The 25,026-nt window shown below is 65.4% G+C and carries 26 protein-coding genes; 15 read left to right on the forward strand and 11 right to left on the reverse strand.

Annotated features, from left to right (window positions below; translation table 11 throughout):
* Position 1 precedes the first annotated feature (1 nt).
* Both ACIGKQ_RS17470 and ACIGKQ_RS17475 read right to left on the reverse strand, forming a co-directional pair.
* Positions 2-733 carry a hypothetical protein gene (locus ACIGKQ_RS17470; protein ID WP_235721536.1) on the reverse strand — a complete coding sequence of 244 codons (732 nt, stop codon included), beginning with the start codon at positions 731-733 and terminating at the stop codon, positions 2-4.
* Between the two features lie 107 nt (positions 734-840).
* A complete protein-coding gene (locus ACIGKQ_RS17475; RefSeq protein WP_235721537.1) occupies positions 841-1,635 on the reverse strand; it encodes a CPBP family intramembrane glutamic endopeptidase in 795 nt (264 codons plus the stop codon).
* A gap of 466 nt (positions 1,636-2,101) precedes the next feature.
* On the opposite strand from ACIGKQ_RS17475, the gene ACIGKQ_RS17480 reads away from it, so the two are divergent.
* The 5 genes from ACIGKQ_RS17480 (at position 2,102) to ACIGKQ_RS17500 (ending at position 6,804) form a co-directional block, all read left to right on the forward strand.
* Positions 2,102-2,752, forward strand: coding sequence for a TetR/AcrR family transcriptional regulator (locus tag ACIGKQ_RS17480; RefSeq protein WP_235721538.1), 651 nt, complete (start codon positions 2,102-2,104; stop codon positions 2,750-2,752).
* A 29-nt stretch (positions 2,753-2,781) separates the two neighbouring features.
* Positions 2,782-4,545, forward strand: coding sequence for an oleate hydratase (locus ACIGKQ_RS17485; protein WP_235721539.1), 1,764 nt, complete (start codon positions 2,782-2,784; stop codon positions 4,543-4,545).
* 18 nt (positions 4,546-4,563) lie between these two features.
* A complete protein-coding gene (locus tag ACIGKQ_RS17490; RefSeq protein WP_266061976.1) occupies positions 4,564-5,637 on the forward strand; it encodes an ABC transporter permease in 1,074 nt (357 codons plus the stop codon).
* Positions 5,634-6,491 (forward strand): 3-hydroxyacyl-CoA dehydrogenase, encoded by an 858-nt coding sequence (locus ACIGKQ_RS17495; protein WP_235721541.1) that lies wholly within the window; start codon positions 5,634-5,636, stop codon positions 6,489-6,491. Before ACIGKQ_RS17490 ends, ACIGKQ_RS17495 begins: the two co-directional genes overlap by 4 nt.
* Before the next feature lie 112 nt (positions 6,492-6,603).
* Complete coding sequence (locus ACIGKQ_RS17500) at positions 6,604-6,804, forward strand: hypothetical protein (RefSeq protein WP_235721542.1); 201 nt, start codon at positions 6,604-6,606, stop codon at positions 6,802-6,804.
* A 19-nt stretch (positions 6,805-6,823) separates the two neighbouring features.
* Here ACIGKQ_RS17500 and ACIGKQ_RS17505 read toward each other — a convergent pair whose 3' ends face one another.
* Positions 6,824-7,984: a TY-Chap domain-containing protein gene (locus ACIGKQ_RS17505; RefSeq protein ID WP_235721543.1), complete on the reverse strand. Its 1,161-nt coding sequence runs from the start codon at positions 7,982-7,984 to the stop codon at positions 6,824-6,826.
* Between the two features lie 357 nt (positions 7,985-8,341).
* Between ACIGKQ_RS17505 and ACIGKQ_RS17510 the strand changes: the two genes are divergently transcribed.
* Positions 8,342-9,631: a lipase family protein gene (locus tag ACIGKQ_RS17510; protein WP_396574578.1), complete on the forward strand. Its 1,290-nt coding sequence runs from the start codon at positions 8,342-8,344 to the stop codon at positions 9,629-9,631.
* Positions 9,632-9,809: 178 nt separating this feature from the next.
* On the opposite strand, the gene ACIGKQ_RS17515 is transcribed toward ACIGKQ_RS17510, so the two are convergent.
* Entirely contained in the window at positions 9,810-10,802 is a 993-nt protein-coding gene (locus tag ACIGKQ_RS17515; RefSeq protein WP_266061983.1) for an AraC family transcriptional regulator, read from the reverse strand.
* A gap of 241 nt (positions 10,803-11,043) precedes the next feature.
* Between ACIGKQ_RS17515 and ACIGKQ_RS17520 the strand changes: the two genes are divergently transcribed.
* Genes ACIGKQ_RS17520 through ACIGKQ_RS17545 form a run of 6 tightly spaced genes read left to right on the forward strand, consistent with a single transcriptional unit; the run spans position 11,044 to position 15,759 of the window.
* A complete protein-coding gene (locus ACIGKQ_RS17520; protein WP_396574616.1) occupies positions 11,044-12,549 on the forward strand; it encodes a 4-hydroxyphenylacetate 3-hydroxylase family protein in 1,506 nt (501 codons plus the stop codon).
* A gap of 19 nt (positions 12,550-12,568) precedes the next feature.
* Positions 12,569-13,093, forward strand: coding sequence for a flavin reductase family protein (locus tag ACIGKQ_RS17525; protein WP_396574617.1), 525 nt, complete (start codon positions 12,569-12,571; stop codon positions 13,091-13,093).
* 3 nt (positions 13,094-13,096) lie between these two features.
* Positions 13,097-13,906, forward strand: coding sequence for an IclR family transcriptional regulator (locus tag ACIGKQ_RS17530; protein ID WP_396574579.1), 810 nt, complete (start codon positions 13,097-13,099; stop codon positions 13,904-13,906).
* A 23-nt stretch (positions 13,907-13,929) separates the two neighbouring features.
* Positions 13,930-14,724, forward strand: a complete 795-nt coding sequence (locus ACIGKQ_RS17535) for a 2-keto-4-pentenoate hydratase (protein ID WP_235721547.1) — start codon at positions 13,930-13,932, stop codon at positions 14,722-14,724.
* Positions 14,721-15,518, forward strand: a complete 798-nt coding sequence (locus ACIGKQ_RS17540; RefSeq protein ID WP_396574580.1) for a 2-keto-4-pentenoate hydratase — start codon at positions 14,721-14,723, stop codon at positions 15,516-15,518. The genes ACIGKQ_RS17535 and ACIGKQ_RS17540 overlap by 4 nt, the downstream gene beginning before the upstream one ends.
* Before the next feature lies 1 nt (position 15,519).
* Positions 15,520-15,759, forward strand: coding sequence for a 2-hydroxymuconate tautomerase (locus tag ACIGKQ_RS17545; protein ID WP_235721549.1), 240 nt, complete (start codon positions 15,520-15,522; stop codon positions 15,757-15,759).
* Here the strand turns inward: ACIGKQ_RS17545 and ACIGKQ_RS17550 are convergent.
* Positions 15,738-16,736, reverse strand: a complete 999-nt coding sequence (locus tag ACIGKQ_RS17550; protein ID WP_235721550.1) for an AraC family transcriptional regulator — start codon at positions 16,734-16,736, stop codon at positions 15,738-15,740. The genes ACIGKQ_RS17545 and ACIGKQ_RS17550 overlap by 22 nt on opposite strands.
* Before the next feature lie 126 nt (positions 16,737-16,862).
* Here ACIGKQ_RS17550 and ACIGKQ_RS17555 point away from each other — a divergent pair, with 126 nt between their 5' ends.
* Genes ACIGKQ_RS17555 through ACIGKQ_RS17565 form a run of 3 tightly spaced genes read left to right on the forward strand, consistent with a single transcriptional unit; the run spans position 16,863 to position 19,494 of the window.
* Complete coding sequence (locus ACIGKQ_RS17555) at positions 16,863-18,089, forward strand: cytochrome P450 (protein ID WP_266063240.1); 1,227 nt, start codon at positions 16,863-16,865, stop codon at positions 18,087-18,089.
* A gap of 3 nt (positions 18,090-18,092) precedes the next feature.
* Positions 18,093-19,160 (forward strand): NADH:ubiquinone reductase (Na(+)-transporting) subunit F, encoded by a 1,068-nt coding sequence (locus ACIGKQ_RS17560; RefSeq protein ID WP_372512455.1) that lies wholly within the window; start codon positions 18,093-18,095, stop codon positions 19,158-19,160.
* A 22-nt stretch (positions 19,161-19,182) separates the two neighbouring features.
* Positions 19,183-19,494 carry an EthD family reductase gene (locus ACIGKQ_RS17565; protein ID WP_266063239.1) on the forward strand — a complete coding sequence of 104 codons (312 nt, stop codon included), beginning with the start codon at positions 19,183-19,185 and terminating at the stop codon, positions 19,492-19,494.
* A 321-nt stretch (positions 19,495-19,815) separates the two neighbouring features.
* Here the strand turns inward: ACIGKQ_RS17565 and ACIGKQ_RS17570 are convergent, their stop codons facing one another.
* From ACIGKQ_RS17570 to ACIGKQ_RS17595, 6 genes are all read right to left on the reverse strand, one after another.
* A complete protein-coding gene (locus ACIGKQ_RS17570; protein WP_396574581.1) occupies positions 19,816-20,103 on the reverse strand; it encodes a GIY-YIG nuclease family protein in 288 nt (95 codons plus the stop codon).
* A 275-nt stretch (positions 20,104-20,378) separates the two neighbouring features.
* Positions 20,379-20,786, reverse strand: a complete 408-nt coding sequence (locus tag ACIGKQ_RS17575; RefSeq protein ID WP_266063237.1) for a tautomerase family protein — start codon at positions 20,784-20,786, stop codon at positions 20,379-20,381.
* 15 nt (positions 20,787-20,801) lie between these two features.
* Complete coding sequence (locus tag ACIGKQ_RS17580; RefSeq protein WP_396574618.1) at positions 20,802-21,554, reverse strand: SDR family NAD(P)-dependent oxidoreductase; 753 nt, start codon at positions 21,552-21,554, stop codon at positions 20,802-20,804.
* 11 nt (positions 21,555-21,565) lie between these two features.
* The gene (locus ACIGKQ_RS17585) at positions 21,566-23,038 is read right to left on the reverse strand and encodes an aldehyde dehydrogenase (protein WP_396574582.1); all 1,473 of its coding nucleotides are present in this window, start codon (positions 23,036-23,038) and stop codon (positions 21,566-21,568) included.
* On the reverse strand, positions 23,035-24,084 hold the full coding sequence (dmpG, locus tag ACIGKQ_RS17590) for a 4-hydroxy-2-oxovalerate aldolase (protein ID WP_396574583.1): 1,050 nt from the start codon (positions 24,082-24,084) through the stop codon (positions 23,035-23,037). The genes ACIGKQ_RS17585 and dmpG overlap by 4 nt, the downstream gene beginning before the upstream one ends.
* Positions 24,081-24,959, reverse strand: coding sequence for an acetaldehyde dehydrogenase (acetylating) (locus ACIGKQ_RS17595; RefSeq protein WP_235721556.1), 879 nt, complete (start codon positions 24,957-24,959; stop codon positions 24,081-24,083). Before ACIGKQ_RS17595 ends, dmpG begins: the two co-directional genes overlap by 4 nt.
* Positions 24,960-25,026: the final 67 nt, after the last annotated feature.

The following is a 25,026-nucleotide window of genomic DNA, read 5'->3' on the forward strand; positions in this document are numbered from 1 at the left end:
CTCATCGGGTGGCGTCGATGACCGCGTCCGCCGCGTCGAGGAACTCGCCGAATCGGGTCATCCCGCCCGCCCGCGCACGATCGACATCTCCGCTGACGGCGAGTTCGCTCGCGGCGACGTCGGCCGACTCGGTGGCACCGGTCATCAGGATCTCAGGAGCCTGGAACAACACCGCGGACCCGGTGTCGACGACGGCGAGCGCCGCCTGCTGCGCGGGGGTCGTCGGCACGGCGATCTGTGGTGGATTCGGCACGATCGGTGCCGTGAGGGCGTCGAGCACACGCGCCCGGCCGGTGTCGACGCGTGCTCCCACTGCCGCCGAATCTGCGCCCGACCACGCGACGTCGGCCACGTCGAGTATCTCCACCACCGCCACCTCGAGGGCGTTCTGTGCGCGAGGCAACACCAGGTTAAGGTCGTTGTCGATGATCCCGCTCATCGCCGAGCGGGCCGGTGCGGTGACCGTCGCCGCCGCGATACCCGTTGCGCGCTCGAGGGAATGGCCGTTCGAGCGGGCCGAGTCGTACACACCTGGAGCCTGCACCAGCGCCCGCGGGACGTCGACGACGAAGTCGACGAGATGCGGACAGATCAGCGAGCAGTAGGTGAGTTGATTGTCGGCGAAGGCCACGATCAGCGACCCGGGCGGGGGAGCGGGTCTGATCGGCGCGGGCGTCGCAGCCGCAGGCTCGGCAGGCAGTGCGAGGAATCCGGCCGCCGACAGCACAGCCATCAGTAACGTGCGAGCAGTGGCGGACCACACCGTCGGGAACTCCTGGCCGGACGACAGATGCCCCGAGTGTGCGACGCCGATGCTGAAACCGCGCTGAAATACCCGGGTCAGGTATTCGGCGGCACGTCCGCGGACGCGGTCTTGCGCAGTGCGAAGAGCTTGCGGATGGTCGCGAACGCGATGATGGCGAGGATGATGTCGACCAGGATGAACAGCATCGCGCCGAGACCAATGTCGTCGCCGATCGTGTTGGTGAACAGCCCGAAGTCCCACAGGCCGTGCAGGACCATCGCGAAGATCAGCGTCCCCGACACGCGCCGTGCGAGGTAGAAGAAGTACCCGGCGATGGCGGTCGTCAGCACCTGCGGGATGGCGCCGACGCCTTCGGAGAAGAGGTTGGTGGCGTGCGCCAACCCGAACAGCACCGACGTCCACAGCGCAACCATGGGCTCGCTGTAACCGGCGTCGCGGAAGCTCACCACACCGATGCCGCGGAAGATGCCCTCTTCGCTGAACCCGACGGCCAGGGTGCCGAGCAGCAGCAGGATGGTGAAGGTGAGACCCTTGTCGGCCAACCGCGAGTAGGCGGTTCCGGCGACGATCGCGAACAGCATCACCGCCGGAAACAGCCACACCCACCGGGGTAGGCGGTTCTCCTCGACGAACACCGGCCGCCACCAGCGCAGCACTCCGACCGCGATCAGCACGATCAGACAGCCCAGGCCGGTGGTCACCCACAATCCGCGGGTGATCTCGGAGACGGTTTCGAAGTTGCCGTACTCGGCGCCGTCCGGGGTGGTCAGCAGCGGCACCGTCTGGATGATCGCCAGATATCCGATGGCCAGCACGATGAAGCCCCATATGGGGAGTCGTCGTCTGCCCTGAATCGGCTCAGCGGTCATCGGCGGCGCTCCGATCGTCGTTGCGGTGTGCGTTGAACGTACCGGTGCCCGCAACGTTCAGTGCACTCAGGACCGTCGACAGTCGGCGGGCTACTGCCGACCACCCAACAACGCTGATGTGCCATCGATCGCGACCACGGTGCCACCACCGCCGGACGCCTCGGAGGTACCCAAACACACCGCCGGCACCGGTGACGTCGGATGGGCTCTATCCGGGGGCCGACAGCACCGTCCGAGTCCTCGACATCGTAGGTGCCGTCGACGCAGACACCAGGCACCGATGCACCGTCGTCTGAGGTGGCGCCCACTGAGTCCAGTGCACCGAGCAGATTCGGAGTCAGTGACGCCTGCGCCGGGATGGAGGAACGCCACAGGGTCGGTGGATTTCCTTGGTCGACTGGCGATGGCTCAGTTGTGGAGTACACTCATTATTGAGTCCACTCATTATCTCTTGGAGGTTCGAGCCATGACGACCCTGTCGCCCCAATCCGGTGGCCGCAGAGCGCGCAACATGCGTGACAAGCAGGACCGGATCTTTCGTGCCGCTGCCGAACTCTTCGCGGAGCGTGGATTCGAGGACGTCTCGACCGGCCAGGTATCCGAGCGGGCCGATGTCGCGATCGGGACCGTCTTCCGGTACGCGTCGTCGAAGGGTGAGCTCCTGCTCATGGTGCTCAACGACATGCTTCGGACCGCGCTCGAGGCCGGCGCGGAGCGTGGCGCCGTCGAGAGCGAGACCGCGGAAGCAGTCACTCAGATGGTGCTGCCGATTGTCGAGTACGCGCACCGCCATCCGACGAATGGGCTCGCCTACCAGCGTGAACTGCTGTTCGGGAGTTCCGACGACATGTATCGCGCCGAGGGTTTGGATCTCATTCTGCGACTGCAGGATCGGATTGCTCGACGGATGATCGACGACGCCCGGCAGCGGGGCCTGAGCCCGGATCCGCAGCTCGCCGCGCTCGCGGCGAACATGGTATTCGGGGTCACCCACCTCGCAATCGCCCGCCCCTCTACGCGGACGCACACCGACCGCGATCCGATCGAGGACATCCGGGCGCAGGCCGGTGTTGCGGTGGAGGGATTCTTCGCCCGTCTGACATTTGAGGATCGCTGACATCTCACTACACAGAGAAGGAAGAACAGATGCGTTACACCAGTGGCAATTACGAGGCGTTCGTTCGGCCGCGCAGGCCGGCCGGAGTCGATGAGAAGACCGCGTGGTTCGTCGGTGCAGGATTGTCGTCGCTGTCGGGGGCGGCATTCCTCATCCGCGATGCACAGATGCCAGGAGACAGGATCACCATCGTGGAGCGCTTGCCACTTCCCGGCGGTGCGCTCGACGGCATAAAGCATCCCGAGAAGGGTTTCGTGATTCGCGGTGGTCGCGAGATGGAAAACCACTTCGAATGTCTGTGGGATCTCTTCCGTTCGATTCCCTCGCTCGAGGTCGAGGACGCGAGCGTGCTCGACGAGTTCTATCGCCTCAATCGCGACGACCCCAACTACTCGCTGCAACGTGCGACCGTGGACCGCGGGAAAGACGCACACACCGATGGACTTTTCGCGCTGTCCGACAAGGCGCAGAAGGACATCGTCAAGGTCTTCCTCGCCACCCGGGAAGAGATGGAGAACAAGCGGATCGACGAGGTCTTCTCCGACGAATTCCTTGCCAGCAACTTCTGGCTGTACTGGCGCACGATGTTCGCCTTCGAGGAATGGCATTCGGCGCTGGAGATGAAGCTCTACCTGCACCGGTTCATCCATCACATCGGCGGTCTCCCCGACTTCTCCGCGCTGAAGTTCACCAAGTACAACCAGTACGAATCGCTGGTGCTGCCGCTGTACACGTGGTTGCTCGATCAAGGCGTCCAGTTCCGTTTCGACACCGAGGTCACCGACGTCGATTTCGACATCCGCTCCGGCCGCAAGCAGGCGTCGTACCTCCACTGGATCGACGAGAATGGCACCGAGGGTGGCACCAGCCTCAGCGAGAACGATCTGTTGTTCATGACGATCGGGTCGCTGACCGAGAACTCGTTCAACGGAGATCACCATCATCCGGCCGAGCTCGACGAAGGCCCTGCTCCCGCGTGGGATCTGTGGCGGCGTATCGCCGCGAAGGACGATTCATTCGGTCGCCCCGATGTTTTCGGTGGCCATATCCCGCAGACGAAGTGGGAATCGGCGACAGTCACCACCGTCGACCCCCGCATACCGGGCTACATCGAGAAGATCTGCAAGCGAGACCCTTTCAGCGGCAAGGTCGTCACCGGTGGGATCGTGACCGCCAAGGACTCACAGTGGCTTTTGAGTTGGACGGTGAACCGCCAGCCGCATTTCAAGGCACAGAAAGCCGAGGAGATCGTCGTATGGGTGTACGCGCTCTTCGTCGATACCCCTGGGGACTACGTGAAGAAGCCGATGCAGAACTGCACGGGCGAGGAGATCACGCAGGAGTGGCTCTACCACCTCGGCGTCCCTGTCGAGGACATCGCCGAACTGGCCGCCACCGGCGCCAAGACGGTTCCCGTGATGATGCCTTACGTCACTTCATTCTTCATGCCCAGGCAGGCCGGGGATCGACCCGACGTGGTGCCGGAGGGGGCAGTCAACTTCGCCTTCATCGGCCAGTTCGCCGAATCGAAGGAACGTGATTGCATCTTCACCACCGAGTATTCGGTGCGCACACCGATGGAGGCCGTCTACACCCTTCTCGACGTCGAGCGGGGCGTGCCCGAGGTGTTCAACTCGACCTACGACATCCGCAGCCTCCTCGCGGCGACCAGTCGTGTTCGCGATGGTCAAGAGATCCGCCTCCCCGGACCCGAGTTCCTCCGAAAGCGACTGCTGGCCAAGCTCGACCGAACCGAGATCGGCGAGTTGCTCAGCGACAGTGATCTGATCTGACATCGAAGGACCACACCATTGATCTTGCTGTCACCCGAACCGATGACGTTCGGCGCCAAGTATCGTAGGCTGTTGCTCGCCGTGGTGCTCCTGGGCGGGCTCACCCAGTTCGCCCTGGGTACGTTTTATCTGGCAGTCGGCCATTCGCCGTCGCCGCGCGAGATGCCCATCGGCATCGTCGGGTCAGACCAGCAAACGGCACAGCTGACGGCAAGTCTGGAGTCCGACGGATCGTTCGATGTCACCGGGTATCCGACACTCGATGCACTGACGGACGCCGTGGAGAAGCGGACCGAGGCGGGCGGCTTAGAGGTGACCCCGGACGGCGTCGTCGCCGTCACGGCCGGGGCGGGCGGAGCGCTGCCCGCCACGGCCGTGAAAGCAGTTGCCGCCGAAGTCAATGAACAGAACGGGATGTCGCAGACCCTGCCGGTCGATGTGGTCGAACTCTCCGACGAGGACATCAACGGATCGTCACTGGGCTACATCCTCCAGGTGATCTCGCTCGGTGGCAGCATCGCCTCGCTCGGGCTGGGACGATTGATGCCGCGTGTGCCGCAATCGTTGCGCCGGGGCGTCGGTCATGTGGCCGCGCTCGTCGCCTACGCGGTGGTTTCGGCTGCCATCGTCCTGCTGTTCTCGTCGTTCTTCGGCGTCGGCGGCTCGTCGGATACCACGAAGCTCTTCTGGACATACACGCTCGTCTCCCTGGCGATCACCGGGTCCACCGCAGGATTCGTCACGCTGTTCGGGCCGGTGGGATCGCTGTCTGGTGCGTTCTATTTCCTTGTCGGCGCAACGATTTCCGGCGCGTCCATCCCGTGGGACTTCCTCCCGAGATTCTGGGCGGTGCTCGGCGAGTGGCTCCCAACCGGAGGAGGCGCTGAGCTCATCAGAAACTCCCTCTACTTCCCACAGGCCGGCAACGGTTTCGCATTGCTCTGCCTCGGTCTCTACGCAGGGGCCGGCACACTCGTCGTTCTGGTTTGGAACATACTCGGCAACAGAAGTTCTCGTCGCTCCGTCATCGACGTGGACCCCATACACCCGATCAGACACAACCACCATCACACGCAAGGAGAACCATCATGACGATCGAGAATCTGACCGTTCTGGGCACCGGGGTGCTCGGCTCACAGATCGCCTACCAGGCAGCGTACGCTGGCTTCCACGTCACGGCGTGGGACATCAGCGACGACGCCGTCACCGCGGCCGGCACGCGATTCCAGCAGTTGGCCGACACCTACGAAAGTGATGTGGAGGGCGCGACTTACGCAAACAAAGCTCGTCACACGGCCACGTCGATCACGCTCACGACCGACCTCACAACCGCGCTCGCCGAGGCGGATCTCGTCATCGAGGCGGTGCCCGAGGATCCCTCCATCAAGCGGGACACATGGACGCGGGTCGGAGGATCGGCCCCCGAGCACACGATCTTCGCGACGAACTCGTCGACGCTGTTGCCCAGCTCGCTCAAGGATTTCACCGGCCGACCGGAGAAGTTCCTCGCCATTCATTTCGCCAATCACATCTGGGCACAGAACACTGCCGAGATCATGGGCACCAGCGACACCGATCATGCGGTGTTCCAGACCGCTGTGGACTTCGCCGAACGCATGGGCATGGTGCCGGTGGAACTCAAGAAGGAGAAGGCGGGTTACGTCCTGAACTCGCTGCTGGTGCCGCTTCTCGACGCCGCCGCGGAACTTCTTGTCGGTGGGTATGCTGACATCGAGACTGTCGACAAGACCTGGCGGATCGGTACGGGCGCGCCACTCGGCCCGTTCCAGATCTTCGACATCGTGGGTCTCACGACCGCCCGCAACATCGCTGCGGCATCAGAGAGTCCGATCCAGCAGCAGTTCGCCGATTACCTGAAAACCAACTACATCGACAAAGGAAAGCTCGGAACATCCACCGGCGAAGGCTTTTACACGTACACGTAGTAGTGACCTCACGCCGCGATATCGAACACAGAGCTTCCGTATCGAACGTTGCTATCGGGACTGCGAGCGCTTCTTTCTTCCGCGAACACCGTCCACCTGACCGGATCGGGGAATGCGGACCGATCTCGACAAGGTGAGTGTCGCCATTGCATTGATCTCCGCCTTCGACGGACCAAAAGCGTTGCATGACACGCTGACCGAGGGCGGTACCGAGCTGTTCGCGTCGGGTGCGGAAGCTCTCGGTGCGATGATGGTTGCCGGGGCCTGGCTCAGCCGATGCCGATTGTCTTCCGTCGCGTCGATGGAGCGGTAGACGTGGATGGTGCTCCGATTCACCGCACTCGCTGGGACGGCACATCCCCGTCCCCGCGCAACACCACCACCCGCAACGCCGCGCGCAACTGTTCGGTGGTTGCCCGCCACGCCTGCTCCTCGTGTCGGCAGGCCGCCGCTTCGTCGGCGTCGCCCGCGAGGTCGGCCTCGGCCGCCGACTTCATCCACTCCAGGTACTGCTCCTGGCTGGTGCGGATGTAGTCGAGGATGGCCGACTGGTCATGGCGGCAGATCGTCGCGACCTCGTGCGGGTCGAGGGTGGAGCCGTCCTCGTCGAGCACGATCAACGTCTGTAGCGGATCGGGCAGCGCCTCGTCGTGCGCGGCGGCGCCGGAGCCGGCCAGTGCGCTGATGATGCCGGGCGCGGTCTCGGCGGTGAACTGCAACCAGTGCCCGACGGCTGCAGTGAGGTTCTCCCGGTGGAATGCGGTCATCGGGACCGATGAGAACGCCATCAGCGATCCCTGGTGCAGGACCAGCGTGATACCCGGCCAGCGCACCGATTCGGTGGCGATGAACTCCGCGGCGATCGCCGTGTCGGGCACCTCGTCGACCAGCGTCGCGACGAACTCGATGGTCGGCTCCTCGGTGAGTACCCGCAGCCACGACGCGAGCGACCCGGTGGGCAGCGGGATGTCGCCGTCGTCGTCGACGGTGATGCGGCGGCCGGCGATGTCCTGCAGCGCGGACACGATCAACCGCAGCAGGTGCTCGCGCGACACCGGGTGTGCGCCGACGGCGATGGACGCTTCGCGGATCATGGGAAGGTCCTGTTCGAGGAAGGACGGGTGCACGACCTCCCAGTTCTCGCGCAGCGCGTCGACGGCGACCTGCGCCAACCGGTCGACGTGGCGGCGGCTGACCTCGACGATCAGCCGTCCGTCGCGCAGCAGCCGCCACCCGGCTGCCGTCAGCGCGTCGAGCTGCTCGGCGTGGACGTCCGGTGCGGGGTGCAGGTCGGCGACATGCGCGGTGCAGCGGATGCGGTGCGCGCGGGTGACGGTGAACGTCAGGGTGCCTCGCGGGCCGTCGGGGGACTGCTGGACCTGCACCATATGATGCTCGTCGTCGGCGCGCAGCTGTGCGGCCCGGTCGGCCAGGTCGATGCGGAACGCACGCCAGGCGTCATCGACAGATGCGTCGAAATCGAAGTCGCGCATGGCATCTCCTCTCGTCAGGCGTGCGACGTGACCGGTGCGGCGGCAGTGGTGGGCCGCTCGCGGGACGGTGTCGCGGTGCTTCTCGGTGTCTGAACCATAGGGGAGGTATCCGACAGGATGACGCGATCGTCTCGGTGGGATACGCCCTCGGAACGCGGGCTTGATTCCGGTGGCGGTGTCATTGTTGCATCGCGCAACGATGGGTGTCGCGTTACATCCGCAGGTCAGGTGAACCGTCGCCGCGGCGAGGTCGATGGAATCGCTGTCGAGGCCACGGCGTTAAACACAGCACAAACAGGCTCTGAACAGGGGGGATCAACGTGGATCGACACCCAACAGGGCCGAACCGAGGTGACCATGACCACGCAGACCGCGCGCGGGCCGGCCAACGCTGCCGACCTGCTGCTACCCAACGACGATGCGTTCTACGACGTCCCGGCCGACCTGGACCGTATGCGGCCCGGCGACCTGATCCGGTCACGCCAAGTGGAGCTCAAGGACTACTGGGCGTCGCATCACCGTAGCCAGGCGTGGCAGTTGCTGTACCGCTCGACCGACCTGCACGGCGGCGCCGGTGTGGCGGCGACCACCGTGGTGCTGCCGCGCAAGCCCGCGCCCGCCGGCCGGTTCATGCTGCTGTCGTTCCAGTGCGCCATCGACGCGGTCTCGAGCCAATGCTTTCCGTCGTATGCACTGCGCAAGGGTGCCGACTCGGTCCGAACCATCGCGCCGTTCGAATTCCTGGTGGTGCGTCGTGCACTGGCCAAGGGCTGGGCGGTCTCCATCCCAGACCACGAGGGCATGGTCGGTGCGTGGGGCGCGCCCCGTGAACCCGGCTACCGCACCCTCGACGGCATCCGCGCCGCCCTGGCATTCCCGCATCACGAACTGCCCGCCGACACTCCTGTCGGTCTCTGGGGCTACTCGGGTGGTGGGATGGCGACGTCGTGGGCAGCGGAGGTTGCACCGGACTACGCGCCCGAGCTCAACCTGATCGGCGCGGTGCTCGGGTCCCCGGTCGGTGACATGGCCTCGGCGCTGATGCGGCTCAACGGTGGCCTGCACGCCGGGCTGCCGGTGATGGCGATCGCCGGCCTGCGCCGCGTCTATCCGCAGCTGGAACGGGCGATCGGCGAGCATGCCACTGAGAAGGGGCGACGGCACCTCGACGAGATCGCCCGGCTGCCGGTGCTCGATGCCGTGCGGCAGTTCCGCCACCACGACATCGACGACTACCTCGACATCCCGCTCGCCGACCTGCTCGCCCAACCCGACATCGTCGAGATGATGGACGACCTCCAGCTCGGCACCCACGCCCCGACGATCCCGCTGCTGGTGGTGCAGGCGGTGCACGACGAGGTGATCGCCGTCGACGACATCGACGGTCAGGTCGCCCGCTACCGCGAGCAGGGCGCCACGGTCACCTACGTCCGCGACCAGCTCAGCGAGCACTACTCGCTGCTGCCGCTGTCGGGGCCGATGGCGGTGGGGTGGTTGGCGGATCGTCTCGAGGGGCGGTCGGCGAGCGATCGGACCGTGAGTGCTGTTGCCGGACAGCGTCGTCCGCGGTGGACGATGAAGTTGACCGGACGGGGACGGTCGGTGGAGCCGACCCCGCACAACGATGGGGAACAACCTGCTGCGTAGCGGGTATGGCCCACCGACACCCATTCGCGGTGGCCGCGTCGAGCACGACGCAGCGAGCCGGCGAGCGCGTATGCTCATATGCATGGCTGACAATACAAAAGGCTGCGACAACCCCGACTGCACCTGCGGGCCCGACTGCCAGTGTGGCGAGAACTGCACCTGCGGGAAAAAGTAGCGACTAGGAGTTCGCCGCGCGAAACCGCCCCGGGCTGTGCCCGGTGAGGCGGCGAAATGTGCGGCTGAAATGCGACACGTCGAGGTATCCGACGGCTGCCGCAACATCGGCGACCGACAGGTCGGTCGTCAGGAGAAGATTCTTGGCTCGCTCGACACGAGCTTGATGCAGCAGGCCGGTTGGCGTGTGTCCAGTGGCACTCACCAGTTTCTGCATGTTGCGCAACGACATCCCGGCCGCAGCCGCAACGTCGGGCAGGCTGAGGTACGGGTCGTGCAGCCCATCGGAGATGATCTGGGCGATCCGCGCCAGATCCCGTTCCCGCTGCGTCAACGCGGGGCCAATGGAGGTCGTCTCACTCAGCGCTGCGGCGAGCATGTCGACCGTGGCCGACCCGAACGAAGCTCTCGTCGACTGCGACATGGACTCGTCGCTGCCGGCCAGGTCTGCCAGCAGACGTCCCAGAACAGCAGGCGCCCCCAAGGGTTCATATGTTCGCGCAACCGCGTGGCCGGCAAGTCGTGCCGGCAGCCGAGATTCCATCAGCGACGTCGGAATACGCACCGCCACTTGATGAAACGGAACAAGTGAATGAAATACAAAGGGTCGGTTGAGGTTCACCATCGCGAACGCGCCGCGCCCTAGTTCTGCCGTCCGATCGCATTGGGTGACCTCCACCGCGCCGTCGGTCACCATCAGCAGCAGGTAGCCATCCTCTCCGCTGTCGCGGATCATGGCCGGTGACCGGACGACGGTCTGGACGTCGGACCGGATCGCGCTCACGTGGAGCCGACCAAACGCGCGCCCGCCCCACTCGGCGTCGTAGCGCTCGGTGGGTTTGTCCCAGGTCACGTCCATCTCGCCGTAGAGCTGGCCGATCGTGCGCGCCCATTCGGCTCGCCCTTCGGTTGAATCGAGATCACCGGTTCGTAGCTCGACGACATCGTCGGTGTCGGCCGTGCGCAATCCGCCATGTGACTGTTCGTTCTCAGCCATTCCGCGCCACACCTCCGCCTCTTAGTGTTCTACGTCACAGGGACGTGGCTCGGCCAACATACACCGAAACGTCACGGCCCCGCGAGTGGCTGTCATTTCGGCACCCACGCAACAGATTCGACCGATGACCCGGCCGATCGGGCACATCGTCGGTCCGTACCAGGAGGTTTGTTCCGTGACATCTGCACCCGCAACCGTGAACCCGGCAGCAACCGCATCCGAGGAGAACGACGTCCGCCCCATGACCGGCGCAGAGTATCTGGAATCGCTGCGGGACGGCCGGGAGATCTACTTTCGCGGAGAACGCGTCGATGATGTGACCACGCATCCGGCATTCCGGAATTCGGCGCGGTCGATCGCCCGGATGTATGACGCTATGCATCAGCCTGACGCGAACGGTGTGCTGGCGGTACCCACCGACACCGGAAACGGTGGCTTCACCCATCCGTTCTTCAAGACGGCGCACTCGGCGGATGATCTGGTCGCTGCGCGCGATGCGATCGTCACCTGGCAGCGAGAGGTGTACGGCTGGATGGGCCGCTCACCCGACTACAAGGCATCCTTCCTGGGCACTTTGGGGGCCAATGCCGACTTCTACGGCGAGTACAAGCAGAACGCGCTGGACTGGTACAAGAAGTCGCAGGAACGGATGCTCTATCTCAATCACGCGATCGTCAACCCGCCGATCGACCGCGACAAGCCCGCCGACGAGACCGCCGACGTCTGCGTGCACGTGGTCGACGAAACCGATGCGGGCCTGATCGTCTCCGGTGCGAAGGTGGTGGCCACGGGTTCGGCCATCACCAACGCCAACTTCATCGCGCACTACGGACTGCCGTTGCGCAAGAAGGAATACGGCCTGATCTTCACCATCCCGATGGACTCGAAGGGCCTCAAACTGCTGTGCCGTACCTCGTATGAGATGAACGCCGCGGTGATGGGAACACCCTTCGACTATCCGCTCTCGAGCCGGTTCGACGAGAACGACGCCATCATGGTGCTCGACCGGGTGTTGGTGCCGTGGGAGAACGTCTTCGCCTACGACGTCGACACCTCCAACAACTTCGTGATGCGATCCGGCTTCCTGAACCGCTTCATGTTCCACGGCTGCGCCCGTCTCGCGGTGAAACTGGACTTCATCGCCGGCTGCGTGATGAAGGGCGTGGAGATGACCGGCTCCGCCGGGTTCCGCGGTGTGCAGATGCAGATCGGCGAGATCCTGAACTGGCGCGACATGTTCTGGGGACTGTCGGATGCGATGGCCAAGTCGCCCGACGAGTGGGTCAACGGTGCGGTGCAGCCGAATCTCAACTACGGCCTGGCGTACCGGACTTTCATGGGTGTCGGTTATCCGCGGGTCAAGGAGATCATCCAGCAGGTGCTCGGCAGCGGTCTGATCTATCTCAACTCCCACGCCGACGATTGGGGCAACCCCGACATCGAGCCCTACCTCAACCAGTACGTTCGCGGCTCCAACGGCATCGCCGCCATCGACCGCGTGCAGTTACTCAAACTGCTGTGGGACGCTGTCGGCTCTGAGTTCGGGGGACGCCACGAACTGTACGAACGCAACTACGGCGGCGACCACGAAGCCGTTCGCTTCCAGACTCTGTTCGCTTACCAGGGCACCGGGCAGGATCTGGCGCTCAAGGGCTTCGCCGAACAGTGCATGTCGGAGTACAACGTCGACGGCTGGACCCGTCCGGACCTGATCAACAACGACGACCTCGCCATCGTCCGGCGCTGAGAGGGCTGCCATGAGCACTATTACCGACCACACCCTCGAGCTGGACCCGACACCGCTGCGGATGCGGAAAGCGCTCGGACGGTTCGCCAGCGGGGTCACCATCGTCACCACTGCCGAAGGGCCGGGCGAAGAGTCCGTGCACGGCATGACCGCCAACGCATTCACCTCGGTCTCGCTGGACCCGCCGCTGGTGCTCGTGTCGATCGCCAACCGGGCGAGGATGAACGACAAGATCACCGAGACCGGCCGCTACGGTGTGTCGATCCTCGCCGGCGATCAGGAACCGCTGTCGCTGCATTTCGCCGGTGCCGCGCATGAACCCGACTTGGTGAGATTCACCTGGCGAAAAGGGGTTCCGCTATTGGATGGGGCGTTGGTGCACCTGTCGTGTACGGTCATCGACTCGCATCCGGCGGGCGACCACACGCTGCATGTCGGTCAGGTGGAGGAACTCTGGTACGACAACGGACGGCCGCTGCTGTTCTACACCGGCAGCTTCCGCGCCCTGGATTTGCAGGGTACCTCCGACGGCTGGGGGTTCTAGGACATGGCCGCGTTGCAAACCGTCCAGAAGATCGGCCCGGTCCTCGACCTGTTCACCGTGCAGCGGCCGGAGTGGGGGGTCACCGAGGTCGCCGGTGAACTCGGGCTGCCGCGATCGAGCGCTCATGCCTTGCTGGCGTCACTCGTCGACATCGGCTTACTGCAGTGCAGATCGCGCGGTCGTTACCGGATCGGCTGGCGGGTGGTAGAACTCAATCAGACTCTGCAGGGCACCGTCGACGTGAAGACCTGCGCGGCACCGATTCTGCAGGCCCTGTCGGAGGAGTACGGCGAGACCACACATCTGGCGATCATGGAGCGCTACCGCGTCATGTACGTCGACAAGGTGCTGGGCAACCACGTCATCAATGTGAACGGCGCACGAGTCGGCGCCCACCTGGACGCGCACTGCAGCGCCGTCGGCAAGGTGCTGCTGGCGCACTGTCACACCGCCGAGATCGAACGCAACATCATTGACAAGCCGCTGCGCCGATTCACGTCGTCGACCATCACCGACCCGGCCCACCTGCAGCGCGAGTTGGGGGCGGTGCTGCGCAACGGCTGTGCCTACGACTCCGGAGAAGCTGTCGCCGAGGTGCATTGCGTCGCTGCGCCCATCCGCGATGAGATGGGCGTGGTGGTCGCCGCCATCAGCATGACCGCGCCCGAGACCAGGTTCAAAGCCGGCCACCACGAGTATCGGCGGGCCGTCATCGCTGCAGCCGGTGCCATCTCGAAGTCGCTCGTGGCCGCCGTCGACAAGCCGTTCGGCCAGGACCGTGACGACCCCAGCCTGCGCGCCGTCGCCGGCTGACCCTTCCACAGAAAGCAGATCCGATGACCGTTGATGTGCAGTGGGCGGCCGACGCCCTGCTGACGGCCTACCGCACCCGCCAACCGATCTCACCGATCGCCGCACGCTTCGCCGACGCCCCGCTGTCGACGGCCTACGAGATCGCACTCGCCCAGGTCGAGTCGTGGGTAAAGGACGGCGACGTGGTGAAAGGGCACAAGGTCGGGCTTGCCTCCCGCGCCATCCAGCGCCAGATGAATGTCGACCAACCCGACTTCGGCCACCTCACCGCGGGAATGTTCCACCTTGAACACCAGCCGATTCCCGCGGACACATTCATCCAACCGCGCATCGAACCCGAAGTGGCGTTCGTACTGGCCAAGCCGCTGCGCGGACCCGGCGTTACCGTCGCGGAAGCTGCGGCGGCCGTGGACTTCTGCCTGCCCGCGCTGGAGATCGTCGACTCCCGCATCCAGGATTGGCAGATCGGCATCTTCGACACCGTCGCCGACAACGCCTCCTCCGGTGGCGTGGTACTCGGCAGCCGCCCGGTCCGGCTCGCCGATGTCGACCTACGGCTGGCCGGCTGCACCCTGCACGTCAATGGCGAGCTCATCGCCACCGGCGCCGGCGGGGCTGTGCTGGGTTCACCCCTCAACGCTCTGGTGTGGCTCGCCAACACCGTCGGTCCGCTCGGCGTGACACTCGAACCCGGACACGTCGTCCTGCCCGGATCGATGACCAAGGCCGTGCCGATCGCCCCGGGTGATGCGGTGGTCGCCGACATCGCCGGCGTCGGCAGCGTCACCGCAGTTCTCGCAGGAAAGGAAGACCGATGACCACGGAGACCGCCACAGAGTGGAGTGCGGCCCGCGTTGCCGACATCCTGCTGACCGCCGAACGCACCCGCACCGCCCGCACGTCCATCCAGGCCGAATGGCCTGATCTCGATCTGGACATCGCCTACACCGCACAGGATGTGGCATTGGCCGACCGGTTGTCGCGGGGTGAGGTGATCACCGGCGTCAAACTCGGCCTCACCTCACGCGCCAAGCAGCGGCAGATGGGTGTCGATGTGCCGTCGGTGGCATGGCTGACCGACGCGATGGTGCTGCCTGCCGGTCTGCCGGTGCCGCGTGCCCAGCTCATTCATCCACGGGCCGAACCCGAGATCGCCTTCGTGCTCAAACGACCACTGAAGGGACCGGGTGTGACGGCCGCGCAGGCGCTTGCCGCGGTCGACACGGTCGTCGGCGCCATCGAGATCATCGACAGCCGCTACTCCGGCTTCAAGTTCACCCTCGCCGATGCCGTCGCCGACAACAACTCGTCGGGTGTGTACGTGACCGGACCCGTGCCACATAGACCCGCCGACCTGGACCTCGGCCTGGAGGCATGTCTCCTGGAAGTCGACGGTCACGTCATCGACAGTGCCACCGGCGCAGCGGTTCTGGGCCACCCGGCGGAGGCGCTTGCGTTCGCCGCGAACACCATGGGCGCTCGTGGCCACACGCTCGAGGCCGGCTGGACGGTACTCACCGGCGGCATGACCGATGCGGTGGCCGTGCCCGAAGGCGCGCGGGTGGCCGCCCACTTCACCTCGCTGGGCTCGATCACGATTGCGGGAGGGTGACATGCCGTTCATCGATGTGACGCTGGCACAAGGGCGTTCCGACGAGCAGATCCGCGCGCTCATCCACGAGCTGACCGCGGCTGCCCAACGAGCCGTCGGTGCGCCGGCGGCCAACATCCGCGTGGTGGTCCGGGAAGTGCCACCGACGCACTTTGCCGCCGGCGACGTGACGATCGCGGAGCGGGCCGCGACGTCGGCGAATGATGCCCCGTCGAACAGTCAGGACCCGGCGGTGCGGTAGCGGCCCGGGCTGGTCCCGAAGTGTTTGCTGAACGCCCGGCTGAAGTGCGAGACGTCGCGGAAGCCGAGCTGTTCGGCAATGTCGGCGACGGGCAGGTCGGTCTGCAACAGCAGCGACCGCGCTCGGTCGAAACGCCGCGCGTACAACCAGGTTCGTGGGGTGGTGCCGGCGGCGCTGAACAGCTTGTGGATATACCGCACCGACATACCGACCTCGCCCGCAACATCGGTGAGCCGGTGATCGGGATTGCTGATCTCTCGCACCATCACCTGCTGCACCACGCGCAGGTCGGCATCATGTGCGCGTTCGATGAGTGTTGCCGCCGGAACTCGTGTATTCACCGCTGCGGCAACCACGTCGAGGACTGCCGACGTCACCGCGGTCAGGTCGCCGGCGGTGAAGTCGTCGTCGTGTGAAGCGAGGTCCACCAACAGATTCGACGCCACCCGATCAATGCCTTTCTCAGCCGAGAATCGTTGGCCGAGTGAGTTGTCCAGTCGGTTCTCGGCAACCTGAGGGGCGAGCAGATCACGGCCCAGCCGTACCACGATCTGCTCGAAAGTGGTCTCGCCACGCACCACGAACGGCTGTGCGGAATCCACGAAACCGAACGCACCTTCACACAGCACACCGCTTCGCCCGGACTGCGCAATCGTCGCGGTCCCTTGAGTGATGAGACATAGCAACAGATCATCACCGGGATCGGACTCGATCATCGACGGCGTGCGGACCACCGTGTGCGGGTCGGCGCGCACCACACTCACCGAGATACTGCCCACCGGTCGCGCGACGATGTCCGCGGCAAAACCGTCGCTACCCGAGGGCCAGTCGACAGCCATCTCGCAGTAGGTGGAATCCAACGTCTGCGACCACAGCGCGCGCTGCTCGGTACTCGTCAGATCGCGGGTACTCAACGCCACGGTCGCCGGTTCAGGGTCCGTGCGCTCGCGGTCAACGAACGGTGCACTATCGGTCATTCTCTCTCCTCCGATCTGACCATAGTGTTCCAGATCACAGGGTTCATCAAGCCCGGTCGCCGTCATCACCGGATCGTCCGCCGGTCGATTCCGATGTCGATTCCGCATATCCGAACGGAGAAACCCATGACCACTGCGCAATCTCTGACTCCCGCATGGATCGAAGACATCACCATCGAACAGCTGGAGAACGATCCACACCAGGTGTACGAGCGGCTGCGGGCCGAGGCGCCCATCGCATACGTCCCGCAGTTGGGTCTGCACATCGTGTCCACCCGCGAACTGTGCATGGAGATCGCCAAGGACTCGGAGAACTGGCCCGCAGTGATCTCACCGGCCGGCGGGCGCACCTTCGGGGAGGGCGCCATCCTCAACACCAACGGTCCGGAGCATCAGAACCTGCGCGGCATGGTGGAGCCACACCTGCAGCCCGCCGCGGTGGACGGTTACATCGACGACCTGGTGCGCCCGTTCGCCCGGGAACGGCTGGCGGCCATCGAAGACAACGGCACCGCCGACATCGTCGCGGAGTACTTCGAACCGGTCAGTGTCCGGTCCCTGGGCGATCTACTCGGGCTCAACGACGTCAGCACCGACAAACTGCGCGAATGGTTCCACAAGCTCAGCGTCTCGTTCACCAACGCCGACATGACCGCCGACGGCGAGTTCGCCAACCCGGACGGCTTCATCCCCGGTGACGAGGCGAAGGCCGAGATCATCGCGCACCTCGATCCGAAGATCGATCACTGGATCGAGAATCCGGATCACACCGCGATTTCGCACTGGCTGCATGATGGGATGCCCGACGGTCAGACCCGCGACCGGTCGGTGATCTACCCGAACCTGTACGTGTTCCTGCTCGGCGCGATGCAGGAACCGGGCCACGCCATGGGCACCACCCTCGCCGGACTGTTCAGTCGGCCCGAACAGCTCGAACGTGTCATCGACGATCCGACGCTGATCCCGCGCGCGGTGGGGGAGGGTATGCGGTGGGTCGCACCGATCTGGTCGGCGGCCGTGAAGGTCGCCACCGATGAGGTCACCGTCGGCGGCGTGACGCTGCCCGCCGGGTCGCTGGTGATGCTGTCCTACGGGTCGGCCAACAACGACGAGCACGCCTACGACGCGCCCACCCGCTACGACCTGGACCGCACAGTGATCCCCAACATGACCTTCGGCGGCGGCGTACACGCCTGCGCCGGCACTTACTTCGCCAGCGCCGTGGTGCGCATCGCGCTAGAGGAACTGTTCGAGACGATCCCGAACATCGAACTCGATCCCGACCACGAGGTCAGCTTCTGGGGCTGGGGCTTCCGCGGCCCCAAGGAACTGCACGTCACCTGGGAGGTGTGAGCGATGACCATCACCATGCCCGCCGGCCCGCCGCACCGAGAGGCGACCATGAGCACGCACCGAGTGGAGATCAAGGGATCGGCCGACGCGTTCGACGTCGCCGACGGGCAACCCATTCTCGACGCCGCCCTGCGCGCCGGCGCGTGGATTCCGCATTCGTGCACGCAGGGTACCTGCGGTACCTGCAAGCTCAAGGTGCTGTGCGGATCGGTCGATCATCGCGAGTCGCCCGAGTACACGCTGACCGGCGCCGAACGCGCCGACGACCTCGCCCTGGCCTGCATGGCGACCCCGCAGTCCGATCTTGTCGTCGAGCCGACCGGTGCCGTCGACGACGGAGTGCCGCACCATCCGCTGCGCGACTACCTCGGCGAGGTCGTCGAGCTGTCAGATGTCGCGGCGAACACCCGCCGTCTCGTCGTCGACCTCGACGAGGACATGGCGTTCAACGCCGGCCAGTACTGCGAGCTGATCGTGCCCGGGCACGGCGTCGGCAGACAGTACTCGATGGCCAATCCGCCCGGTGAGCAGCGGCGACTCGAGTTCCACGTGAAACGAACACCGGGTGGGCTGGCCACCGACGGTTGGATCTTCGACTCGCTCGCGGTGGGCGACCGCATCGACCTCCGCGGTCCGCTGGGCCAGTTCAACCTGGTCCACCAGCAAGCCGAACCGGCCATCCTCATCGGCGGTGGAACCGGCCTCGCGCCGCTCAAATCCATTGTGCGACACGCTCTTGACCGCGAACTGGTGCCGGAGATGTACCTCTACCACGGTGGTCGCGGCCGTGCGGACCTGTACGACGTCGAGTTCTTCACCGACCTCGCCGCGCAGCACGAGCACTTCCATTACCGCCCGGCGCTCAGCGACGAGTCATGGGACGGCGCGACCGGCCTGGTCACCGACGTCGTGGTCGGCGACTTCCGCAGCTGTAAAGGCATGAGCGCCTACCTGTGCGGTCCGCCCGCCATGATCGACGCCGCGGTGAAGTCGCTCAAACGTCGCCGTATGGCGCCGCGGCTGATCTTCCGCGAGGAGTTCACCCCCGCCGCATCCGTCGCGACACCCTGACACCCACCCGAGAGGCACACCGATGTATCAGCTCACTGTCATCTACAACCAGCCCACCGACCCGGTGGCCTTCGACGAGCACTACGAGACCAAGCATGTGCGCCTGGTTAAAGCCATCCCCGGTGTCGAGCGGTTCTCGATGGGCCGGTGCGAATCACTCGACGGCAACCTGCCGGCCGCCTACGCGATTGCGACACTCACCTTCACATCGAAGGACGCGTGCGCCCAGGCGCTCGGCTCCGACGCCGGGCAGGCCGCTGCCGGTGACGTCCCCAACTTCGCCTCCGGCGGTGCCACGATGTACTTCGTCGACGAAACCACCACCGGCCCCTGACCGCCGATCGATCTCGATACGCGACTCACTCCGTTCGCCGCTACTCGATCAGCAGGAGAGACGCTCCAACTGCTGGTCGAGTAGTTCGAGGCGCCCCCGACTGCTGGTCGAGTAGTTCGTGGCGCTAGCCGAGAGCGTATCGAGACCAGTGCCGCCCACAGTGGATCTCGATACGCGACTCACTCCGTTCGCCGCTACTCGATCAGCAGGGGTTGGTAGGTCCTGCAAACTGCTGGTCGAGGAGTTCCAAACTGCTGGTCGAGTAGTTCGAGGCGCTAGCCGAGAACGTATCGAGACCAGTGCTACGGCCAGCGATCGACCTCATCCCCGACGCCCCTTCTTCGACAGCATCGGAAGGTCGTCGAGCCTGCCTTCGATCAACGCGAGCCGCTTCGCCCGTGACCAGTTCTGAATGCGCTTCTCCAGCGCGAACGCAACATCGATCGATTCGCACTCGTGGTAGTACGCCAACCGCACAGGCAACCGAGCAGACGTGTACACCGATCCTCGACCCGAGTTATGTTGCGCTAGTCGTAGTTCGAGATTCCGCGTGCTCCCGACGTAGAAGCTGCCATCGGCACATTCAAGGATGTAGACGAACGCCCCCATACGTCGACTATGCAGCCTGGAGCCATCGGTGCCGGATACTCATCCACAGGTGGTACTGGTCTCGATACGTCTCCTCGCTGCGCTCGTCGACTACTCGACCAGCAGGGAGCTGCCCCGAGCAGTTCGAGGCGTTCGATGCAAGGCCGGGCCCACTGCTGGTCGAGTAGCCGTCGAGCCGCTAGGCGAGATGGCGTATCGAGACCAGCGCCCACTCACCGAGGTCTCGATACGCGACTCACTTCGTTTCGCTGCTACTCGACCACCAGTTGGTGCGACTACCTACGCGCTGCGATCTCCGCCGCCCGCAACGCGCTTGCCGGGGTCCCGCCGATCGACCAGTTCTCGGGCGCGACTTCGACGATCTGTCCGCGCACCTGCTTCCGCTCGACCCCGAGTACGTCGACCACCACATCGGTGAGCGCGCTCGCCAGCTCCTGACGTTGCTCCACCGTCCGCCCGGCCAACACGATGGCGGTGAAGTAGGGCGACACCGCAGCGCCCTCGTCGACGAGTCGCCCGCCGACCGCGACAGCTGTCGGCTCATAGTGCACGACGAAGACGCGGACACGGTCGATCGGCGAATCCAGCACACGCGCATAGGTTTCGCTGGCTGCTAGGGCAAGGCGACGCTCCTCGTCGGCGCTGAAGGTGTTGCGGGGCAAATGAAAGTGGGCGACAGGCATGTCAGGTCCTTGGGGTCAGAGGAGTGAGTGGCGTACGCCGCCGTCGGCTGCGAGGGTGGCACTGTGCAGGACGGCGGCTTCCGGTGCGAGCAGCGTTTCCACCAGCCAAGCGATCTCGTCAAGGGTGGGCAGCCGACCCAGCGAGGTCTTGGCGCGGTAGTCGGCCCACACGTCGTCGACGCTGCGCCTGGATTCGGCGGCTTGCGTCTCCACCAGTGATCGTAGCCGTGGTGTATCGATAGGTCCGGGTGCGATGGTATGGGTGACAACGCCTTTCGGACCGTATAGCTTGCTGATCTGACGCATCAAGTTGAACAGCGCGGCGTTTGCGGTACCGGGTCCGGCGTCGAGCGGCCCCGGTTCTGCCCCCAGCGACCCGGCGATTGCCACGAAACTCGACCCATCCCGCACGTGATCACGCACCGCATGCAGCAAACGCACGGTGCCGGCCACCTTGATGTTCGCGGCCAACGCCAGCGCCGACGGTTCGATCGAATCGGCCGACCCGCGGACCGGCAGGCCTGCGGCGAACAGCGCCAACCGAACCGGCCCGTCGAGACTCGAGCGGATGGTGTCGACGGCGTCGTCGGAGCCGATGTCGGCCACGCACGGCACGATCCGGTCGCTCGACGTCGCCAGCTTCTCCAGTTCGTCGGCGCTGCGCGCGACCGCCACAACTCGATAACCAGTGCGTGCGAGGCGTTCGGTGATCACCGAGCCCAACGCGCCGGTCGCGCCGACGACCACGCACGTCTCCGTTGACGGCATCTTCATGCCCATCACTTCCGCAGCCGGATGGTGACGGCACGCGGTTCGGTGAAGAACTCCCGCGAGTACTGCCCACCTTCGCGGCCCAGCCCGCTGATGCCTTCACCGCCGAACGGCAGGCGAAGGTCGCGCTCGAAGAAGGTGTTGATCCAGACGGTGCCGGCCTTCCACCGAGCCGCCAGCCGGTGGGCGCGATTGAGGTTCTCGGTGAACAGGATTCCGGCGAGTCCGTAGGGGGAGTCGTTGGTGATGCGCAGTGCCTCCTCCTCGGTGTCGAAACCGATCACCGTCTCCACCGGACCGAAGATCTCTTCGCGCGCTGTGCGGGAGGTGTTGTCGAGCCCGGTGATGATGGTCGGCGGATAGTAGAAGCCGTTCGCATACGCGTCACCGGTGAGCCGTTCGCCGCCGGTGATCACCTTGCCGCCTTCCTCCTGGGCGAGTTCGACGTAGCCGTGCACCTTCTCCAGGTGGCGTTGCTCGATGAGTGGGCCCATGAACGACGACGCCTCCTTCGGGTCGCCGACCACCAGCTTGCGGGCCTCCTCGGTGAACCGCTCCAGGAACTCCTCGCGGATCGAGTTCTGCACCAGTAGCCGGGTACCCGACAGGCACACCTGTCCGTTGCCGCCGAAGATGGCCCGCAGTGACATCGGCACCGCGACATCGAGATCGGCGTCGTCGAAGACGATGTTGGCGGACTTGCCGCCCATCTCCGCCGACACCGGGGTGTGGTTGGCGGCGGCGGCCTGCAGGATCTTCACGCCGGTCGCGCTCGACCCGGTGAAAGTGATGCGATCGACCCGCGGGTCCGACGTGAGCGGTCCGGCGACGGCCTCGCCACCGAAGCCGTGCACCACATTCAGCACCCCGGGCGGTAGTCCCGCCTCGAGGGCGATCTCGGCGAACCGATTGGCGGTCAGCGGTGTCTGCGGGGCCGGTTTGAGGACCACGGTGTTGCCGAACGCCAACGCGGGCGCGATCTTCCAGGTGGCCAGCAGCAGTGGCGCATTCCACGGACTGATCGCCGACACCACTCCGGCAGGCGGGTACAGCACATAGGACAGCAGATCACCGTCGGGGTAGGCCTCATTGGCCGCCATCGACACGTAGTCGGCGAAGAAACGCAGGTTGTGCGCCACACGAGGGATCTCGGCATGCAGCGACTGGGTGATCGTCTTGCCGCCGTCGCGGGTTTCGAGCATCGCAAGTTCCTCGCGGTGCGCGTCGACCGCATCGGCCACCTGATGCAGGATCTTGGCCCGCTCCTTGGGTGCCATCTGCGACCATCCGCCCTCGTCGAAGGTGCGGCGGGCGACGGTGATCGCCTCGGCGCCATCGTCGGCGGTGCCGCGGGCGATCGTGCCGAGTAGGGTGCCGTCGTGCGGGTCGTGGGTCTCGAAGGTCGCGCCATCCGAGGCCGGTCTCCAGTCGCCACCGATCAGGTGCTTGACGTTGATCGGGCTCGTCGGTGATGTGGTCATACCGCTGCCACCTCCGGGGTCTCGTAGGTGCGTCCGGCCAGTTCGGAGGCGACGTCGATGATCATGTCCTCCTGGCCGCCGATGACGCCGCGCCGTCCGAGTTCGAGCAGGATGTCGCGGGTGGGAAGGCCGAACTTCTTGGCCGCGCGTTTGGTGGGGTGGAAGAACGTGGAGTACACCCCGGCATAGCCGAGGACCAGCGCGGTTTCGTCGACGATCTGCGGTTCTGTCATCAACGGCGCGACGACGTGCTCGGCGGTGTCGATGAGACCGAACAGGTCGACGTTCGTGCGCCATCCAGCTCGTTCGAACGCGGCGGCCAGCACCTCGGTCTGCGCGTTGCCCGCGCTCGCGCCGAGACCGCGCAGCGACCCGTCGATGTAGGTGGCGCCGTTCTCCGCAGCGGTCAAGGCATTCGCGATCCCGACGCCGAGGTTGTTGTGGGCGTGGAAGCCGATGTGTGCGTTGATCGCGCTTCGCAAGGCGGCGACCCGTGCACCGGCCTGCTGCGGCACCATCGCGCCGGCGGAGTCGACCACGTAGACGACGTCGGCGCCATAGGAATCCAGCTTGGCGGCCTGCTCGGCCAGCGGCTCGGGCTCGAGTTTGTGACTCATCATCAGAAAGCACATGACGGTGAGGCCCTTGCTCTTCGCCCACTCGACTGGCTGCTGGGCGCAGTCGGCTTCGGTGCAGTGCACCGCAACCCGCACGGTGCGGATGCCGGCGTCGATGGCGCCCTGAAGTTCGGTGAGGGTGGCGATGCCGGGCACGTACAGGGCGGCGATGTCGGCGTGTTCGACGGCGCCGACCGCGGCGCGGATGTACTCGGGGTCGGTGGCTGCGGCCTGGCCATACTGGATGGACGACGCGCCCAGTCCGATGCCGTGCGCCACCTCGATGGTCGGCACACCGGCCCGGTCGAGTCCGGCGGCGATGGCGGCGACGTTGTCGGTGGTGAACTGGTGTGACACGCTGGACATGCCGTCACGCAGCGTGGTGTCGACCAGGGTCACCGCCTGGGTCGAATCGGCGTTGGTGGTCACTGTGCTGCTCCTGTCACGAGATTCTGTTGGGCCATCACATCGGCCACCCGGGTGGCCGCAGCGGTGATGATGTCGAGGTTGCCGGCGTAGGTGGGCAGGAAGTCGCCGGCGCCGACGACCTCGAGCATGACCGTCACCAGATCGCCCTCGACGTCGACGAGCTTGAGCGAGTAGCCGGGTACGTACCGTTGCACCTCTCCGACCATGTCGATCACCGCGCGCTCGATGGCGGCGGCATCGGGGTTGCGGACGCGGGCGTAGACGGTGTCACGCATGTTCATCGGCGGTTCGGCGGGATTGATCACCGAGATCGCCTTGGCGCGGTCGGCGCCGGCCACCTGCGCCAGTGCGCGGCCGGTCTTCTCGCTGAACTCACTCAGATTCTGCCGAGTGCCGGGGCCGGCGCTCTTGGACGCGATCGCCGCCACGATCTCCCCATAGGACGCGTCGGCGACCTCGTTGATCGCGTACAGGATCGGGATGGTCGCCTGGCCGGCGCAGCTCACCATATTCACATTCGGCGCCTGCAGGTGCTCGGAAAGATTCACCGCGGGAACCACATACGGACCCACCGAGGCCGGTGTCAGATCGATTGCGACGATCCCGGCTTCGGCATACCGCGGCGCCGCGGCGGAATGGATCTTCGCCGACGTCGCCTCGAACACGAGATCTGGCAGCTCGGACTGTGCGAGCAGCCACTCGATCCCATCGGCTGAGCTGTCCAGTCCGGCAGCCCGTGCCCGCGCAAGCCCTTCGCTGTCAGGGTCGATACCCACCATCGCCACCGGGTCCACGTGCTCGGACCGCAGCAGTTTGTACATCAGATCGGTGCCGATGTTTCCCGACCCGACGATCGCGGCCGTCAACCGACTCATCTTGGTTCTCCTTCACTCGCTGTCGCGTTGGCTCGACCGTACGAAGATGCGCTGTGCCGGAGGGGCG

The sequence above is a fragment of the Gordonia sp. NPDC062954 genome (genome assembly GCF_044543825.1).
In the GTDB taxonomy this organism is placed as follows: Bacteria; Actinomycetota; Actinomycetes; order Mycobacteriales; family Mycobacteriaceae; genus Gordonia; species Gordonia tangerina.

Coding starts and splice junctions, on each gene's coding strand:
- ACIGKQ_RS17470 (WP_235721536.1), bottom strand. CDS start 733: ATGGCTGTGCTGTCGGCGGCCGGATTCCTCGCACTGCCTGCCGAGCCT.
- ACIGKQ_RS17475 (WP_235721537.1), bottom strand. CDS start 1,635: ATGACCGCTGAGCCGATTCAGGGCAGACGACGACTCCCCATATGGGGC.
- ACIGKQ_RS17480 (WP_235721538.1), top strand. CDS start 2,102: ATGACGACCCTGTCGCCCCAATCCGGTGGCCGCAGAGCGCGCAACATG.
- ACIGKQ_RS17485 (WP_235721539.1), top strand. CDS start 2,782: ATGCGTTACACCAGTGGCAATTACGAGGCGTTCGTTCGGCCGCGCAGG.
- ACIGKQ_RS17495 (WP_235721541.1), top strand. CDS start 5,634: ATGACGATCGAGAATCTGACCGTTCTGGGCACCGGGGTGCTCGGCTCA.
- ACIGKQ_RS17500 (WP_235721542.1), top strand. CDS start 6,604: ATGCGGACCGATCTCGACAAGGTGAGTGTCGCCATTGCATTGATCTCC.
- ACIGKQ_RS17505 (WP_235721543.1), bottom strand. CDS start 7,984: ATGCGCGACTTCGATTTCGACGCATCTGTCGATGACGCCTGGCGTGCG.
- ACIGKQ_RS17510 (WP_396574578.1), top strand. CDS start 8,342: ATGACCACGCAGACCGCGCGCGGGCCGGCCAACGCTGCCGACCTGCTG.
- ACIGKQ_RS17515 (WP_266061983.1), bottom strand. CDS start 10,802: ATGGCTGAGAACGAACAGTCACATGGCGGATTGCGCACGGCCGACACC.
- ACIGKQ_RS17520 (WP_396574616.1), top strand. CDS start 11,044: ATGACCGGCGCAGAGTATCTGGAATCGCTGCGGGACGGCCGGGAGATC.
- ACIGKQ_RS17530 (WP_396574579.1), top strand. CDS start 13,097: ATGGCCGCGTTGCAAACCGTCCAGAAGATCGGCCCGGTCCTCGACCTG.
- ACIGKQ_RS17535 (WP_235721547.1), top strand. CDS start 13,930: ATGACCGTTGATGTGCAGTGGGCGGCCGACGCCCTGCTGACGGCCTAC.
- ACIGKQ_RS17540 (WP_396574580.1), top strand. CDS start 14,721: ATGACCACGGAGACCGCCACAGAGTGGAGTGCGGCCCGCGTTGCCGAC.
- ACIGKQ_RS17545 (WP_235721549.1), top strand. CDS start 15,520: ATGCCGTTCATCGATGTGACGCTGGCACAAGGGCGTTCCGACGAGCAG.
- ACIGKQ_RS17550 (WP_235721550.1), bottom strand. CDS start 16,736: ATGACCGATAGTGCACCGTTCGTTGACCGCGAGCGCACGGACCCTGAA.
- ACIGKQ_RS17555 (WP_266063240.1), top strand. CDS start 16,863: ATGACCACTGCGCAATCTCTGACTCCCGCATGGATCGAAGACATCACC.
- ACIGKQ_RS17560 (WP_372512455.1), top strand. CDS start 18,093: ATGACCATCACCATGCCCGCCGGCCCGCCGCACCGAGAGGCGACCATG.
- ACIGKQ_RS17565 (WP_266063239.1), top strand. CDS start 19,183: ATGTATCAGCTCACTGTCATCTACAACCAGCCCACCGACCCGGTGGCC.
- ACIGKQ_RS17570 (WP_396574581.1), bottom strand. CDS start 20,103: ATGGGGGCGTTCGTCTACATCCTTGAATGTGCCGATGGCAGCTTCTAC.
- ACIGKQ_RS17575 (WP_266063237.1), bottom strand. CDS start 20,786: ATGCCTGTCGCCCACTTTCATTTGCCCCGCAACACCTTCAGCGCCGAC.
- ACIGKQ_RS17580 (WP_396574618.1), bottom strand. CDS start 21,554: ATGCCGTCAACGGAGACGTGCGTGGTCGTCGGCGCGACCGGCGCGTTG.
- ACIGKQ_RS17585 (WP_396574582.1), bottom strand. CDS start 23,038: ATGACCACATCACCGACGAGCCCGATCAACGTCAAGCACCTGATCGGT.
- ACIGKQ_RS17595 (WP_235721556.1), bottom strand. CDS start 24,959: ATGAGTCGGTTGACGGCCGCGATCGTCGGGTCGGGAAACATCGGCACC.